The sequence below is a fragment of the Virgisporangium aurantiacum genome, from assembly GCF_016863635.1.
Classification (GTDB): Bacteria; Actinomycetota; Actinomycetes; order Mycobacteriales; family Micromonosporaceae; genus Virgisporangium; species Virgisporangium aurantiacum.
This window is the reverse complement of sequence record NZ_BOPG01000049.1, coordinates 164365-179918: the sequence shown is the minus strand read 5'-3', so window position 1 is coordinate 179918 and position 15554 is coordinate 164365. Positions and strand designations below refer to the sequence as shown.

General features: G+C 70.3%; 18 protein-coding genes. 12 read left to right on the top strand and 6 right to left on the bottom strand.

What is annotated here, in order from left to right:
- Nucleotides 1-106 precede the first annotated feature (106 nt).
- The gene (locus Vau01_RS37550) at nt 107-487 is read left to right on the top strand and encodes a nuclear transport factor 2 family protein (RefSeq protein ID WP_204003671.1); all 381 of its coding nucleotides are present in this window, start codon (nt 107-109) and stop codon (nt 485-487) included.
- A gap of 32 nt (nt 488-519) precedes the next feature.
- On the opposite strand, the gene Vau01_RS37545 is transcribed toward Vau01_RS37550, so the two are convergent.
- Both Vau01_RS37545 and Vau01_RS37540 read right to left on the bottom strand, forming a co-directional pair.
- A complete protein-coding gene (locus tag Vau01_RS37545; RefSeq protein WP_204003668.1) occupies nt 520-1326 on the bottom strand; it encodes an ABC transporter permease subunit in 807 nt (268 codons plus the stop codon).
- Nucleotides 1323-2246 (bottom strand): ABC transporter ATP-binding protein, encoded by a 924-nt coding sequence (locus tag Vau01_RS37540; RefSeq protein ID WP_204003660.1) that lies wholly within the window; start codon nt 2244-2246, stop codon nt 1323-1325. The genes Vau01_RS37545 and Vau01_RS37540 overlap by 4 nt, the downstream gene beginning before the upstream one ends.
- Nucleotides 2247-2438: 192 nt before the next feature.
- On the opposite strand from Vau01_RS37540, the gene Vau01_RS37535 reads away from it, so the two are divergent.
- The 3 genes from Vau01_RS37535 (at nt 2439) to Vau01_RS37525 (ending at nt 5094) form a co-directional block, all read left to right on the top strand.
- On the top strand, nt 2439-3707 hold the full coding sequence (locus tag Vau01_RS37535; protein WP_239152167.1) for a sensor histidine kinase: 1269 nt from the start codon (nt 2439-2441) through the stop codon (nt 3705-3707).
- Nucleotides 3698-4339, top strand: coding sequence for a response regulator (locus tag Vau01_RS37530; protein WP_204003651.1), 642 nt, complete (start codon nt 3698-3700; stop codon nt 4337-4339). Before Vau01_RS37535 ends, Vau01_RS37530 begins: the two co-directional genes overlap by 10 nt.
- A gap of 65 nt (nt 4340-4404) precedes the next feature.
- Entirely contained in the window at nt 4405-5094 is a 690-nt protein-coding gene (locus Vau01_RS37525; RefSeq protein WP_204003649.1) for a class I SAM-dependent methyltransferase, read from the top strand.
- A 28-nt stretch (nt 5095-5122) separates the two neighbouring features.
- On the opposite strand, the gene Vau01_RS37520 is transcribed toward Vau01_RS37525, so the two are convergent.
- Nucleotides 5123-5518: a hypothetical protein gene (locus tag Vau01_RS37520; RefSeq protein ID WP_204003647.1), complete on the bottom strand. Its 396-nt coding sequence runs from the start codon at nt 5516-5518 to the stop codon at nt 5123-5125.
- 170 nt (nt 5519-5688) lie between these two features.
- On the opposite strand from Vau01_RS37520, the gene Vau01_RS37515 reads away from it, so the two are divergent.
- Nucleotides 5689-5874 (top strand): hypothetical protein, encoded by a 186-nt coding sequence (locus tag Vau01_RS37515; protein ID WP_204003643.1) that lies wholly within the window; start codon nt 5689-5691, stop codon nt 5872-5874.
- On the opposite strand, the gene Vau01_RS37510 is transcribed toward Vau01_RS37515, so the two are convergent.
- Complete coding sequence (locus tag Vau01_RS37510) at nt 5871-7214, bottom strand: tetratricopeptide repeat protein (protein WP_204003635.1); 1344 nt, start codon at nt 7212-7214, stop codon at nt 5871-5873. The two genes, Vau01_RS37515 and Vau01_RS37510, sit on opposite strands and share 4 nt — an antisense overlap.
- 63 nt (nt 7215-7277) lie before the next feature.
- On the opposite strand from Vau01_RS37510, the gene Vau01_RS37505 reads away from it, so the two are divergent.
- From Vau01_RS37505 to Vau01_RS37495, 3 genes are all read left to right on the top strand, one after another.
- Nucleotides 7278-7478: a hypothetical protein gene (locus tag Vau01_RS37505; RefSeq protein ID WP_204003632.1), complete on the top strand. Its 201-nt coding sequence runs from the start codon at nt 7278-7280 to the stop codon at nt 7476-7478.
- 137 nt (nt 7479-7615) lie between these two features.
- The gene (locus Vau01_RS37500; RefSeq protein ID WP_204003629.1) at nt 7616-9799 is read left to right on the top strand and encodes an MMPL family transporter; all 2184 of its coding nucleotides are present in this window, start codon (nt 7616-7618) and stop codon (nt 9797-9799) included.
- Nucleotides 9800-9864: 65 nt separating this feature from the next.
- Nucleotides 9865-11112 (top strand): RNA polymerase sigma factor, encoded by a 1248-nt coding sequence (locus Vau01_RS37495; protein ID WP_204003625.1) that lies wholly within the window; start codon nt 9865-9867, stop codon nt 11110-11112.
- Here Vau01_RS37495 and Vau01_RS37490 read toward each other — a convergent pair whose 3' ends face one another.
- Both Vau01_RS37490 and Vau01_RS37485 read right to left on the bottom strand, forming a co-directional pair.
- Nucleotides 11113-12177: a DUF4037 domain-containing protein gene (locus Vau01_RS37490; RefSeq protein WP_204003622.1), complete on the bottom strand. Its 1065-nt coding sequence runs from the start codon at nt 12175-12177 to the stop codon at nt 11113-11115.
- Nucleotides 12177-12518 carry a YciI family protein gene (locus tag Vau01_RS37485; protein WP_204003620.1) on the bottom strand — a complete coding sequence of 114 codons (342 nt, stop codon included), beginning with the start codon at nt 12516-12518 and terminating at the stop codon, nt 12177-12179. The genes Vau01_RS37490 and Vau01_RS37485 overlap by 1 nt, the downstream gene beginning before the upstream one ends.
- Nucleotides 12519-12573: 55 nt before the next feature.
- Between Vau01_RS37485 and Vau01_RS37480 the strand changes: the two genes are divergently transcribed.
- The 4 genes from Vau01_RS37480 (at nt 12574) to Vau01_RS37465 (ending at nt 15551) form a co-directional block, all read left to right on the top strand.
- A complete protein-coding gene (locus tag Vau01_RS37480; RefSeq protein ID WP_204003617.1) occupies nt 12574-13215 on the top strand; it encodes a cupin domain-containing protein in 642 nt (213 codons plus the stop codon).
- The gene (locus Vau01_RS37475; RefSeq protein ID WP_204003614.1) at nt 13212-14222 is read left to right on the top strand and encodes a hypothetical protein; all 1011 of its coding nucleotides are present in this window, start codon (nt 13212-13214) and stop codon (nt 14220-14222) included. Before Vau01_RS37480 ends, Vau01_RS37475 begins: the two co-directional genes overlap by 4 nt.
- 73 nt (nt 14223-14295) lie before the next feature.
- Nucleotides 14296-15054, top strand: a complete 759-nt coding sequence (locus Vau01_RS37470; protein ID WP_204003611.1) for a hypothetical protein — start codon at nt 14296-14298, stop codon at nt 15052-15054.
- Nucleotides 15054-15551, top strand: a complete 498-nt coding sequence (locus Vau01_RS37465; RefSeq protein ID WP_204003606.1) for a hypothetical protein — start codon at nt 15054-15056, stop codon at nt 15549-15551. Before Vau01_RS37470 ends, Vau01_RS37465 begins: the two co-directional genes overlap by 1 nt.
- Nucleotides 15552-15554 lie beyond the last annotated feature (3 nt).

Genomic DNA, 15554 nt, shown 5'->3' with positions numbered 1-15554 from the left:
GCTGCTCTCCTGGCCATCGCCGCTGCGTCCGTGCGGCTCGCCGGCCCCGGCAACCACTTCGACCGGACGCCGTAGCCGGCCCAGATATATCGGATAAGGTATTGCCATGCCGCACGACAGCCGTACCTCCGAGCTACACACCGCCGAACGGGCCCTGCAGGCCGCGCAACTGGCGTCGGACGTCGCCGAACTCGACCGGCTGATCGACGACCGCCTCGTCTTCACCGGCCCCGATGGCCGGCTGTACAGCAAGGCCGACGACCTGCGACTGCACGGGAGCGGCGAGCAGAAGATGTCCGGCGTCGAGGAGGAGGACCTCACGGTGCTGGTTGCCGGGAACACGGGTGTCACCTGCTTCCTCGGGACGGTGTCGGGTGTGTTGTCGGGCGCCGGGTTCACCGCGCGGGTGCGGTACACACGCACCTGGATCTACGACGATTCCCACGGCTGGCGCCTGATCGCCGGCCACGTCAGCGGTGTCGGTTGAGTGCTCCGGGCGGGCGGCGTGCGGTCGAGAACTCACGCGTCGCGCCGGCGCAGTTGCCAGGCCGCGAGGCCCAGCGCGATCACGGTGTAGAGCGCGAACACGCCGAGACCGGCCCACGGGCTCAGCGATGACGTCGGATCGGGTTGGACGAACATGATGGCCTGACCCGCAGGTGCGGGCAGGTACTTGTAGAGGTGGTCGGACACCGACTCGGGCAGGAGGTCCACCAGCATCTGCGGGGCGAAGAACAGCCCGAACAGGGCCGCGATGCCACCGGCCGTGTTACGCAGCAGCGCGCCCAGCCCCAGCCCGAACAGGCCCACCAAGACAAGGAACAGCGCACTGCCGAGAACCGCGCGAGCCACGCCCGGCTCCCCCAGATCGGTGTCGAGGTTCTCGGCCGAGAGGATCGACTGGCCGACGACGAACGCCGTCACCACGGCCGGTACGCACAGCACCAGCGTGGTCAGCCCGAACACCACCGCCTTGCCCCAGAGCACCGGCAGACGGTTCGGCACCGCGGCGAGCGTCACCCGGATGGACCCGGTGGCGAACTCGCCGGTGACCAGCAGGACGCCCAGTACGCCCACCGCCAGTTGCGCCAACTGCACACCGGCCAGGCTCACCCCGGCCGCGTCGAACGCCGCGGGATCGGCGGGTGGACGGGTGACCCGCACCATCGCGTACACCACGCCGAACCCGACGATGAGCGTCACCGCCGTGAGCAGCGACCAGATCGTGGACGGGAGTGACCGTAACTTGGTCCACTCGGAGCGCACCACCCGGAACTGGGTGACGCGCTGTTCGCCGGTGTAGGCGGGCAGGGAGATCGTGCTCATGAGGTGGCTCCAGCCGCAGTCGGCGCGCGGTACTCGACCGCGTCGCGGGTGAGGTCGATGAAGGCCTCTTCCAGCGAGGCCTGCTGTGCGGTGAGTTCGAGCAGCGTGATGCCGGCCGCGGCGGCGGCACGGCCCACCTGGTCGGTGGTGAGGCCGCTGACGGTGAGCGTCTCGCCGCCGTCATGGGACACCTCGACGTCGGACGCCCGTAGCCGCCCGGTGAGGTCAACGGGGTTGGTGGTGCGTACCCGCACCACGCTGCGGCCCCGGGTGGCGATGAAGTCGGCCATCCCCATGTCGGCGATCAGCCGTCCCTTGCCGATCACGATGAGGTGCTGCGCCGTGAGCGCCATCTCGTTCATCAGGTGCGAGGAGACGAACACCGTACGGCCCTCGTCGGCCAGCCCCCGCAGCAGCGACCGCACCCACCGGATTCCCTCGGTGTCGAGCCCGTTCAGCGGCTCGTCGAGGATCACCGTGCGCGGATCGCCGAGCAGCGCCGTCGCGATACCCAGCCGCTGGCCCATGCCGAGCGAGAACCTGCCCGCCCGCCGCCGCGCCGCGCCGGCCAGGCCGACCGCCTCCACCACATCGTCGACCCGCGCCCGGCTGATGCCGTTGCTGCGGGCGAGCGCCAGCAGGTGGTTGTAGGCGCTGCGGCCCGGATGCACCGATCGCGCCTCCAGGAGGACACCGACCTCGTGCAGCGGAGCGGTGTGTTCCCGGTACGGCCGACCGTTGACGGTGACCGTTCCGCCGGTGGGCGCGTCGAGCCCCAGAATCATCCGCATCGTGGTGGACTTGCCGGCGCCGTTGGGCCCGAGAAAGCCGGTGACCACGCCCGGGCGCACCGTGAAGGTCAGTCCGTCGACGGCGAGCTTGTCGCCGTATCTCTTCGTCAGCTCGCGTGCCTCGATCATCGTCTCTGCGTCCCCTCGGTCGTTCGCTGGCCTTCACGCTGCCAGCGGACGGCCGCGTTGTAAGTGGGGCGATCCGCGGGACGTTCTTGGGGTTTTCCCCACCCTCGACAGCAGGCACACCCGATGGTCCGGACCGGATCGGCTTCCTAGCGTGGTGTCATGACCTGTGCGGAAACGTCCGTGGGTGGAGCGATGACGATCGAACGGGCAAGGCGCCGGGCACGTTCGGTGCTCCGGCCGCTGGTGGCACACGTGTCCTGGCAGGCCACCTTCCACACCGTTACCGGCATGTTCCTCGGCACCGCGATCGGCGGCGCACTGGCGCTTCTGGCGGTGCTGTGGGGCTCGGCCGTCGCCAGCCTCGTCACCGGGCCGAGCGGCCACCCGTCGCTCATCGGGGTCTATGTCGGCGCCACGGTCACCGGTCCGTTCGCGTTGCTGCTGTGCGTCCGGTTCGCCAGCGGGTTGCAGCGGGAGCGGTTCCGTTCCGTGCTCGGGGTCGAGATCGCGGCGCCGGCCGATATGGAACGGCCCGGTTGGCGACGGTTCACGCATCCGTGGGCGGCGGGGTCGACGTGGCGGCAGCTCATCTACCACGTCCTCGCGTCGGCGCTCGCGGGGCCGGGCGGCCTGCTGGTCGTGGCCAGTTGGGGAGCTCCGGTACTGGCCGCGCTCTGGGCCAGCGAACTGTCGGGCGCCACGCGCGTCCTCTGGTTCGGCATCTCGGGTGGGTTGTTGCTCGCGGCGCCCTGGATCGCGCGCGGTACCGCGGCCGTCGACGCTTTCGCGGCGCGGCGTCTGCTCGGTCCCGGGCCGTCAGAGGAACTACGGCAGCGGGTCGAGAGACTGTCCCGGAGCCGCGCCGAGCTCGTGACCGCGGCCGACACCGAACGCCGGCGAATCGAGCGTGACCTGCACGACGGGGTCCAGCAGCGACTGGTGTCACTGGCGATGAACCTCGGCATGGCCAGGAACGCGTTCGCCGACGCGCCGCCCGAGATCCGTGAGGTGCTCGGCGCCGCGCACGACGAGGCCACGCAGGCTCTCGCCGAGCTGCGCAACTTCGTCCGCGGCCTGCACCCCGCGGTGCTCAACGACCGGGGACTCGACGCGGCGTTGTCGGGCGTCGTCGCGCGCACTCCGCTGCCGGTGACGCTGCGGATCGACGTCGCGACACGATGCTCACCCAGCATCGAGGCTGTCGCGTACTTCACGGTGTCGGAGGCGCTGGCCAACGTCGTCAAGCACGCACAGGCCACGCGGGCGGCGGTGGTCGTCGAACAGGTCGCCGGTCGGCTCGTCATCACCGTGACCGACAACGGGCGCGGCGGCGCGTCCGTCGAAGAGGGAGGCGGACTGCTGGGGCTCGCGCAGCGGGCCGCGGCGGTTGACGGAACATTCAGCATGGTGAGCCCACCGGACGGCCCGACGACCGTTACGGTGAACCTCCCATGCGAGTAGTGCTTGCCGAAGACTCGGTGCTGTTGCGCGCCGGCCTCACGAAGCTCCTGAACGACGGCGGGTTCGAGGTCGTCGCGGCGGTGTCCGACGCCGAAACGCTGCTCGCGGCCGTCGCCGAGCAGAAGCCCGACGTCGTGGTGCTCGACGTCCGGATGCCACCGACCCACACCGACGAGGGCATCCGGGCGGCTCTGGTGCTCCGGCGGCAGTACCCGGACATGGCGGTGTGCGTCCTGTCGCAGTACGTCGAGGAGCGGTACGCCCGCGACCTGATGTCGCTCGGCACCTCCAAGGTCGGTTACCTGCTGAAGGATCGCGTGGCACAGGTCAGCGACTTTCTCGACGCGCTGCATCGGGTCGCCGACGGTGGCACCGCACTCGATCCCGAGGTCGTCGAGCAGTTGCTGGTACGGCAGGGCGACGACCCGCTCGAGCGCCTGACCCCGCGCGAACAGGACGTGCTCCGGCTGATGGCGGAAGGGCGGTCGAACAACGGGATCACCGAGATTTTGAGGGTCAGCCACAGCGCGGTCGAGAAATACGTCACCAACATCTTCATGAAGCTCGATCTGCCACCCACCGATACAGATCACCGACGGGTTCTGGCCGTACTCAAATACCTGCGCACCTGAAACGGCCCTGCGCTGTCAGCGAACCGGGTTGGCCCGGTGCCGGGTCAGCTGGCTTCATGAACTGCATGGCAACCGCGGCATACGACGAGATCGCCGACTGGTACGAGACCGACTTTCTGCGGCGGCAGGGCGATGCCGATCCGCTGGGTACGACCCGGGCATTGCGGGAGCTGCTGGATCGGCCGCGAGAAGCGGGCGAGCTCTGCCTGGAAATCGGCTGCGGCACCGGAGTACATGCGGCCACGGTGCGGGAGCTGGGCTGGTCGCCCGTCGGGGTGGACATCTCCGCGGGCATGCTGCGGCACGCCGCTGGCCGGATGCCGGTGATGCGTGCCGACGTCGAGCGGCTACCGTTCGCCAGCGGAAGCGTGCCGGCCGTGAGCGCGGTCTGGGTGCACACCGACATGCCGGCGTACCCGTCGATCGTGCGGGAGGTGGCGCGGGTGCTGCGCCCGGGCGGGTTGTTCGTCCACATTGGAACGCACCCGTGCTTCTGCGGCGGGTTCGCCGATCGCGGCGATCTCGACGCGGTCGTGATCCGCCCCGGTTACCTCGACGGGCACTGGACCAAGGCGTCCTACACCGACCAGGGGATTCGCGACAAGGTCGGAGCAACCCATTGGCCGTTGCCCGCGCTGCTGTCGATGGTGATCGACGCCGGGTTGGTGTTCGAACGCTTTACCGAGGGTGGGGCACCGTCGCCGGTGATGCTCGGCTGGGTGGCGCGCAAGGGGCACCTGCGGCCGGAGGAGTGACAGGGGGTCGGGAGAGGCAGCGGGACCGCTACTTCGCCGCGATCACCATCAGCACAGCCATCAGCGCGATCGCGGCCGCCAGGAACGTGCCGTGCACGGCGACCATCACCAGCAGACTGGGGCGCTCGGCCGGCGCGTCGCCGAGAAGGTTGGCCGGGATCGCGATCGGCACCGTCGCCTCGTGGGACAGGCGCGGGGCGGGGTTGTTCGGCCACCCGACCCGGGCGCGCCCGGTGACGATCTCGGCGACCGGCATCGCGTCATCCACGACGAGGACCGGAATCTCGGCTGTCGAATCCTCGTTGCCTTCATTGATGCGCGCCAGGTCGCCCGGGGACTCTGGCGACGACATACCCGAACCGTAGTGGAGCCTGACAACGCCGCCAACCGTCAATCCGGCCGTGCGATTGACCGGCAGGTCCATCGATGTCGAGCCGTCCGTCCACTGACCGGTCGGCCACGGATCACCCGACCGGCCGTCGGGCACCTCCGACCAGCGGCCCGCCACTCGTCGGCAACGGGAGATGTGACACGGGGCAAAGCAGCCAGTCAACCTATTGACTGACGCGAGTAAACAGGGTGAGAATTCCGATCATGACAACGCAGTACGGCCGGAGCGGCCCGCCGCCAGCCAAGGTCGACAAAGAGCCCGTACCCGGCCTGCTCGAGGACCTCGCACTGGCAGCCGCCAAGATCTACTACCTGACCGCCGCCGGTTCCGGGCCTCGGCGCCGTCCGTCCACTGTGGAGAGCCTGGGCCGCGGGCCCGGCCGGCCCTAGACGACCGGCAACTCGCCGCCGGCGGGCTTGGACGGCGCGGCACCCAGATTCATCGCCGCCGTTGCCTTGCGGAACGCGTCGACCGCCGCGGTCGGATCGCCCGCCTGGACGAGCATCTCGCCCAGCTCCACCCACGCCCGGGCGGCCTGCCGCGACGTCTTCATCTGGCCCAGCGTCTCGGCCGCCGTGGTGAACAGCTCGGCGGCTCGCTCGCGGGCACCGTCGGCCGCAAGCGCCGCCGCCAGCGCCGTCGCGGCGCGGGCACGTTCCAGCGCCGCCTCCGGGCCCAGTTCGTCGAGAGACTGCTCGGCCGCGTCGACGGCGCCGGCGACCTCGCCCTTGAGCAGGTACGCGCGGGACAACTCCGTGAGCACGTAACCCAGTTCGTAGCGGGCGCCGTGCTCGCGCAGGATCGCCAGCGCCTCCTCCAGCGTCGACCGTGCCTCGTCGACGCGCGGCGGCTCCTGCCGCAGCAGCAGGTACCCGTACTGGCTGAGCAACCGGGCGGCGCTGCGCCGGTCGCTGCCGTGCCGGAAGTAGGCCAGCGCCTCCTCGGCCAGTTCGAGCGCCTCGCGGTGCTGACCGCGCTCGCTGGCCAGGTGACTGGCGTTCCACAGCACCGCCGCCCGCGCCCGTGGCGAACTCATCCGCTCGGCCCGCTCCAGCCCTTCCCGCAACAGGCGCTCGGCCTGCTGAAGGTCGCCGAGTTCGAAGTGCGCGGCCGCGATCGTCGCGAGGAGCTCCACCGCGGAATCGGACTGCCAGGCCGAAAGCCGGTCGAGTTCCTGCATCGTGGCGGCGCCGATTTCGGTGACGCGCGTGAGCTCGCCGAGCTCGTACAGGCACCGGCACCAGCCGATGACCACCTTGATGGACGCGTGATACGACGGATCGTGCACGGCCTCCTGGACGAGCTTCTCGTAGATGAGCGCCGCCTCGCGCAGCCGGCCCTGCCGCTCCAGCGACTGCGCCGCGCCGATGGTGGCCTCCGTGCGCAGCAACGGGTCGAGGTCGGGCGTGCTCAGCGCGGTGGTGAAGTGACCGTGTGCCTCGGTGGCGTTGTCGCCGGCCAGCGCCAGCTGGCCCAGCCGCACGGTGAGCACCGCGGGCCGCTCGGCCGGCAGCGGTTGGCCGCCCATCAACTCGGCCTCGGTGCATCCCAGCGTCGAGGCGAGGACGCGCACCGTGCCGTCGGTGGGCGTGCGGCGACCGGCCTCCAGCAGGGAGACGTAGCTGACCGACAGCGAGTCACCGGCGAGTTCCCGCTGCGTGAGGCCCTTGGCCGTACGGAGCTGCCGCAGGCGGCGGCCGAACACGGCTTGTTGACTCTGTTGACTCAACCCTGTCTCCCTGGTCTACTGCCGGAGTATAGCTGGGCACCTCCGTCGATGGCTGGAGCGCACATGAGGTTGCGAAGGCTCGCTGTTCTGGTACTCACGCTGGCATCGGTCACGCTGCCCGCGGCGCCACACATCGGAGTAGCCAGCGGACACACGCTGGCCGGCGAGATCACCGAGCCGGTCGAGTCGCTCGAGCCGATCACACCCCCGCGCAGGTGGGAGCCCGGCCCCGGCGGCCCGCTCACCTGCTGCACGTTCGGGTAGGAGTGATCCCCTAGGGGCATTCGCACCTGTCGAATACGACCAACGGCGTAGAGGTCACTGCGTCCGAGGTATGACGCAACGCCGCAACGGGCACCGATACGCTCTCCCCTGGACTAGACCGGCACCAAGGGGGAGCAATGTTCGGCTGGCTGGGCAGATTCGTCGTGCGTAGAGCCTGGTGGGTGATCGCCGGTTGGCTCGTCGCCTCCGCCGCGATCATCGGCCTCTCACCGTCATTAAGTGATATCACCTCGGCGGAGCAGAGCGACTTCCTGCCGAGCAAGTACGAGTCGGTGAAGGCGATCACGCTGGCGCAGAAGGCGTTCCCGCAACAAGCGACGTCGAGCGCGCTCGTGGTGGTGAAGAGGTCAGACGGTTCGCCGCTGACCGAGGCCGACACGGCCAAGGTCGTGGAGGTCGCCGGCAAGCTCGAGACCAAGGGGATCCCGCGGACCCAGACCTATGTGACCGGCCCGCAGCTCATGGCGCCGGACAAGTCGATCCAGCTGATCAACGTCGGAATGAAGGCGGACACGCCCGACGATCCGGAACTGCTGGAAGCCATTCGCCAGCTGCGCACCGCGCTCGGTCAGGAGCTCAACGGCACCGGCCTCAAGGCCCAGGTCGGCGGTGACGTCGCGTCGTTCGTCGACAACGAGGACACGTTCAACAGCGCGTTCGCTCTCGTCGGCGTCGCCACCATCGTGCTCATCATCGGGCTGATCCTGGTCATCTTCCGCAGCCCCATCGCGGCCCTGCTACCCATCGTCGTCATCAGCATCGTCCTATCGGTCACCACCGGCGTCATCGGCATCGTCGGCAAAGCCCTCGACTGGAACGTCGGACAAGACCTCCAAACCATCCTCCTCATCGTCCTGTTCGGCATCGGCACCGACTACATCCTGTTCATCCTCTTCCGCTACCGCGAACGCCTACGCGCCGGCGACGACAAAAAGACCGCCATGGTCACCACCGTCGAACGCGTCGGCGAAGTCATCGCCTCCGCCGCCGGCGCCGTCGTCGTCGCCTTCCTCGTCCTCCTCCTCGCCTCCCTCGGCTTCTTCGGCTCCCTCGGCCCCGGCCTCGCCATCGCCGTCGGCGTCATGCTCATCACCTCACTGACGCTGATCCCCGCCATCGTCTCCAAACTCGGCCGGTTCGTCTTCTGGCCCTCCAAGGCCTGGCAGAAGCAGCCCAAGGCCAGCCTCTCCCGCAAACTCGGCGTGCTCGTCGGCAACCGGCCGGCCCTCACCGCGGCGGTGTCCGGCCTGATCCTGGTGGCGCTGGCCAGCGGGGTACTGATCTACAAGGCCAACTACGACTTCAGCTCCGGCTTCCCGCAGGACACCGAGTCCGCTCAGGCGCAGGCAGACCTGAGCAAGTCGTTCGCGGCCGGCGCCGGCCAGCCGACCGAGGTGTACCTGCAGACCACCGACGGCTCACCGATCAGCGAAGACAAGGTCAAGCAGTTCTCGGACGCGGCGAAGAGCGCGCCCGGCGTGGCCCAGGTGGAGCCGGCCCCGCCCAGCACCGATCCGAGCGTCGCCCGGGTCGACCTGCTGCTCAAGTACAACGCCTCGTCGAACGAGGCGATCGAACTGGTCCGCGACGACCTGCGCGACTGGGCACACGACAACGCGCCCGACGGCACCAAGGCGCTCGTCGGCGGCATCACCGCCGTGTTCGCCGACATCAACTCGGCCAACAACCGCGACCTGTCGGTGATCCTGCCGGTGGCCGCCGTGCTGATCGCCATCATCCTGGCCCTGCTGCTGCGCAGCCTCGTGGCACCGATCTACCTGGTGATCGCGGTGCTGCTCAACTTCGCGGCCACGCTCGGCGCCACGGTCTACGTGTTCCAGGGAATCCAGGGCGAACCGGGCGTCACGTTCCAGTTGCCGATCATCCTGTACCTGTTCGTCGTCGCCATCGGCACCGACTACAACATCCTCATGATCGCCCGACTACGCGAAGAAGCCCGGGAAGGCCACGAACCACGCGAAGCGGCCGCACTCGGCGTCGAACACGGCGGACCCACCGTCGCCGCGGCAGGCCTCATCCTCGCCGGCACCTTCGGCGTCCTGATGCTGGCACCGATCTCGTTCCTGCAGCAGATGGGCTTCGCGGTCGCCATCGGCATCGTGCTCTCCGCGTTCGTCATGTCCTACTTCTTCGTCCCCTCGTTCACCGCACTCATCGGGCACGCCGCCTGGTGGCCCGGCCACGGCGACCGGGCCCGCGAGACGGCGCCCGTGCCGGCCGCGGTCGAGGGAAGCCCGGTCCCGCTCGAGAAGGAACCCGACCCGGCGGGCCACCAGTAAAGACACATCCGCAAGGGAGGCCGGCGACCCGAGGGTCCCGGCCTCCCGGCGTATATAAAGACGTCATGACTGACCCGAGGCGCACCGTCGAAGCCGTCTGGCGCATCGAATGCGCCCGTGTCGTCGGCGGGGTGGCCCGCATCGTCGGCGACGTCGGCCAGGCGGAGGAGTTCGCCCAGGACGCGCTCGTGGCCGCGCTGGAGCAGTGGCCGAAGACGGGCGTGCCCGACAACCCCGGTGCCTGGCTGGTGACCATCGCGAAGCGGCGGGCCATCGACCACATCCGGCGCCAGCAGACCTACCAGCGCAAGCTCACCGAGATCGGCCGGGACCTCAGTGAAGAGGAGGAACCGGTCGAGATCCAGGAAGCGGACTCGATCGAGGACGACATCCTGCGGCTGATGTTCGTCTCGTGCCACCCGAGCCTCACGATGGACTCGCGCGTCGCGTTGACGCTCAAGGTGATCGGTGGATTGCGCACCGATGAGATCGGACGCGCGTTCCTGGTGTCCGAGACCACGATCGCCCAGCGCATCACCCGGGCCAAGCGGACGCTCGCCGACGCCAGGGTCCCCTTCGAGGTGCCGGGGAAAGCGGAGCGCGCCGACCGGCTGGCGGCCGTCCTCGAAGCGATCTACCTGATCTTCAACGAGGGCTACGCGGCCACCGCGGGCGGCGACTGGATGCGGCCGGAACTATGTGACGAAGCGACGCGGCTCGGCCGTATCCTCGCCGGACTGATGCCCACCGAACCGGAGGTGCACGGTCTCGTGGCGCTGATGGAGATCCAGGCGTCCCGCGCGAACGCCCGCACCGGCGCCAACGGCGAGCCGATCCGGCTGCTCGACCAGGACCGCTCGCGCTGGAACCAACTGCTGATCCGGCACGGCCTGGCCGCACTCGCGAAGGGCGCGGAGGCCGCCGGGGAGAAGCGCGGGCCGTACCTGCTGCAGGCCTCGATCGCCGCCTGCCACGGCCGCGCGCGCACGGCCGAGGAGACCGACTGGGTGCGGATCGCGGTGCACTACCGCGAGCTGATCGAGATCGATCCCAGCCCGATCGTGGAGCTCAACCGGGCCGTCGCGGTGGCGATGGCGTTCGGGCCGCAGGCGGGGCTCGACATCGTCGACACGCTGGCCGACAACCCGCAACTGAAGGACTACCACCTGCTGCCCAGCGTGCGCGGCGACCTGCTGGCCCGGCTCGGACGGAGCACCGAGGCCAGCGCCGAGTTCACCCGCGCCGCCGGCATGACCCGCAACGACCGCGAGCGCGCCCTGCTGGAGGCCCGCGCGAAGAACCCGACTACATGATCAACTCAGGAGCAGCCCCAGCAGCGGGGTGACCCGGGCTCTGTCCACAGCGGACAGTACGTCGGTGGAGTCGGCCACCTGGTCGACCGTGCCGGGCAGCCGCCCGATCGCCGTCCCCGCCCGGTGTCCGAGCCGCCCGAGGAGGGCGAGCACCGCCGGATCGGTCACCGCCGCGGTCAGCGCGACGGTCAACCGCTCCGCGCCGAGCACGCGCACGTCCCGCTCGTAGAATCGCCGCGGCGCCGGCGGCACGGGCTCACAGAGTCCCAGATCATTGGTCGCGGCCGCGAGAACGCTCGCGGCCGCAACCAGCTCACCCTCGCGGTCGCGCCAATGTGACGCGGTGAGCACCGCCATCAATCCACTGTGGACGGACGCAGCCGACCCGAGCTCACCGAACGCCCGCCCGAACCACTTCCCGTACGGCGCCCACCGCCGCTCGACGAGAAACGCCAGCCGCATCAGGTCGCGCACCAGGCGGGCGGCGAGGATCCGCGACCCGAGGTCGTCGCCGGCGGCACCGGTGCGCCCGACGAACGGCTCCTCCTGGCCGACCCGCAACCATCCGGCCGCCAGCGCGTACCGCCAGACGTCGTCGGGATACCACCGCAGGGCGCTCCGCCGCCGGTCCAGCTCACCGGCCGGGTCGTGGAACACCGCGCCGGCGGTGAGGGTGGCGAGCACCTGCGTCGGCGCGAGCAGCCAGTCGGCGAGCGCCATCCCGCCGGCCGGGTCGACACCGAGCTGCGCGCCGAAGAACCCCTCGACGGTCCACACCTCGACGTGATGGATCACCTCGACGCTCCCGCTCCGCGCATACCGCACGGGAAACCCGCCGAACTCGGCCGGCAGGTCGGCCAGCCGGGCGGACACCGGCGCGACGTCGCCCGGCGACGGCACGAAGACCTGGACGCGCGGCCCGAAGTCGTGGTCGGTGGACACGACGTCGTCGTACCCGAGCACCTCCGAACCGGGACCCAGCAGCGCGGCCGCGTGCGGCAGGTCAGCGATCAGCGGTGCGACGGCCTCCCGGTAGAACGCCCCGGCGAGCTCCAGCCCGTTCATCAGCCCAGCATCGGCCAGACCTCCATGCCGCCGAGCCGGGCATCGGGCCACCGGGCCGCGATCTCGGTTGCCCGCTCGACGGACGCGCAGTCCACCACGCAGTAGCCGGCGATGTGCTCCTTCGCCTCGGCGAACGGGCCGTCGGTCACCACCGGCACGCTGGCCTGGACCCGCACCCGCCGGGCCTGATCGGGCGAGCCGAGGCCGTGCCCGCTCACCCACTCGCCCGACTCGGTCAGTTCGGCCATCAGCTCGTCGACCTCGGCCCAGATTTTGTCCCGGTCCCTGTCCAGGATCTCCTTCGTCTCCTCGTTTGCGAAGATCAACAGCAGGTACTTCACCGGTGTCCTCCTCGAATTCGCATCGTTGTGGCCGGCGGCAGGTAGCCTCGCCAGCGTGAGACGGGTACACCCGCCCGGCGGCGAAGCAGAACTGCCGCCCGGGGTAGAGGTCTACTCGTTCCCTGCCGACGGCGCGGCGATTCGTCGCACTCGTGCCGGCGTGGCCGAACCCGACGGCTTCCTCCCGTTCATCGACCCGGCGCAGCGGGCCCGGTACTTCATCGGCGACGCCGCCACCTCTCCGGAACGTCCGAGCAACGCCACGTTCAAGCTCGGCGTGGTGAGCCCGCACAGCGCGTTCACCCCGCACGCGCACGGCGGCGAGCACTTCGTGTTGAGCCTCGGGTACGCCTCGTGCGGCCTGTACGACCTCGACACCGAGCGCGGCGTACGGGTGGCCCTGACCCCCGGCACGCTGATCCGCATCCCGGCAATGATGCCCCACTCGTTCGGCAACCGCGCCGGAAATCCGCTGCTGATCCTGGCCGCCAACACCGGATACGGCATCGACCACGAGGACTACGCGATCACGGCGCCGGCCGCCGAGGCGCGCGGCGCCGAGAACGGCGCCTTTCCCGCTCTGGCCAAGGCGCTGCGGGCGCTGGAGGCCGACAACGGGCCCGAGACGATGACCTGGCGGGAACGGATCGCCGGCCGCCTGCGCCGGGCCGCGCACCGGCTGGAGGCACGACGATGATCTGTCCGCACTGCACCACCAACCTCAAGTACAAGGACCGCGGCGGCAAGACGTGCAGTTCCTGCCGGAAACGCTTCGCCGTGGAGCCCAAGGACAACCCGTTGCGGCTGCACGACGTGAAGCTCCAGCGGCTGTCGCAGCAGCTCAGCGGCAACGGTTTGTACCGGTACACGGTGAACCAGCTCTACTTCAACGCGTCGCGCAAGGCGGTGCGCGGCAGAGGATGCGGCCCGGTCGCCGCGCTGACGCTGATGATGTTCCCCGTGGTGATCCTCACCGTCACCGCGCTGGCCGCCGACCTCCCGATCCTGTTGCTACCCGTGGCGCTGATAGTTCTCGGCTGGACGATCTACTTCGCCTACCGCATCTCCACCCGGCACACCCGCCGGATCGACCCGCCGATGGACCGCACCAGCTTCCACACGGTCGCCGTCGAGGGCTGGCGCCAGACGTACGGGCAGGACCTGCCCGGGCTCGTCCGCGACCGGGAGTTGTCGAACCTGCCCGAGCACTCGTCGACGCCGGTGCTCGTGGTGCTCGCGCCGAAGCGGTCGGCGCTCGCCGCGTTGCGCATCAACGACGTCGTGAACCGGCACCGGGTGACGCTGGCGTACTCGTTCGACCAGGTGCCACCCGACGTCCCGATCGCGCTGCTGCACGACGTCAGCGTGGCCGGGTACCACTTCGCGGGCCAGGCCCGGGCGACGTTCGGGCAGCGGGTGGTGACCGACCTGACGCCGCGTCCCAAGGCCGCGCGCACTGCGGCGGCCGCGCTCCGCCTCCGGCAGCCGCGGGCGGCCGACGACGTGTTGGGTTGGCTGCGGGCCAGCCGGCTGCTCGACGACGACGAGGTGACGTGGCTCGCCAAGGGCTGGTGGACGCCGATCGAGTCGGTCCGCCCCTCGAACCTCATCAACCGCGTGACCGCCGCCGTCAACCGGAACGCCGATCCCGACGAGCGGGCCGCCGCCGCGGTCGGCTTCATGAGCTGGCCGACCGCACGATGACTGCCGGAGCGGAGCGGAGGCGGTCGTCGTGCGCAGGTTTCTGAGATTCTGGCCAGCAGTGATGATCGACCCGATGATCAGCGCGGCGCTCCGCCGCGCGGTGGCGCGGGCCGGCGCGCCCGGCGGAATCCTGTTCACCGAACGGCAGCTCTACTTCGAGCTGTGCCGCACCCTGCAACCGCTGTGCCATGCGCCGCGCCGGCTCAGGTTCACCGTGCCGGCACCCATCGGCTACGGCCGGTTCCAGCGGACGCTGAGCCGCTGGCCCGGCGAGGTACCCGGGCTGCTCACCGCGCCGCGCCGGCCGGCTCCCGCACCGCCGCCCGAGGTGTTCGAGTACGGGCTGCCGCGGGTGCTCGTCTGCCAGGACCGCGGGATCGCCGACATGCTGCTGGCCAACGGACTGCACATGGAGTCGGTCTGCCCCGTCTTCGCCGCCGACGACCTGCCACTCGACCACCGGCTGCGGGCCGCGCTGGAGGCGGGCACCGGCCGGGTGTACGTGCTGCACGACACCGGCGACACGGGTGCCGCCACGATCGATGCGGTCACCGGCTGGGCGGAGGAAACACCCGTGGTTCCGTTGGGTCTGCGGCCGGTGCACGCGGCGGCGCTGCACCTGCCCCGGGCCGGACGGGTCGCGGAGGTGGCCGCGGTCAACCCGGCCCGCCTGCTGCGCACCGTGCACCGGCTGGTGCGGGAGCAGTACCGGGCCCGCCGTTCGCTGCCCCGGCTGCGCCGCCTGGCCGCGACCGGCTATCTCAGTTGGCCCGCCCCCGAGTCGCCTCACTCGGCGACAAATCAGCTGCTTAACAGCACCGGAGCGTCCTGATGGCCTACCGCGACGTGTCGTTCACCGACGAACTGCTGTCCGACGGCAGCGTGCACCGCCGGTTCTCCGACGGCCGCGAGGAATGGCGGTGGCGCGGCCACGGAACGCTGGTGCACTGGCGCGACAACGCCGGCGGCAGCGGCACCGACGAAGCGTTGGGCGGGCGCATCATCAAGCGGACGTTCGCCGACGGTCGGGTGCTCTACGGCCGCGATCAGGGTTACGGCCGCACCGCGTGGGGCGACCGGTCGCTCACCGTCAACCGCACCACGTTCGGTGGACGGGTCGGGCGGCTGCTCGCCGCGGCGGGGGCCGGCTTCGCGCTGGGCGCCATCGTCGCGCCACCGCTGGCACTCTCGGCGATGGAGGAGGACGAACTGCGGCGCCAGCAGCAACAGGCGCAGAGCAGTTCGAACGACGGCGGCGGCGACGGCGGAGACGGCGGCGGCGCGTGGACCGACGACGACGGCGGCGACTCCGGTGACGACTTCGGGTGAGCG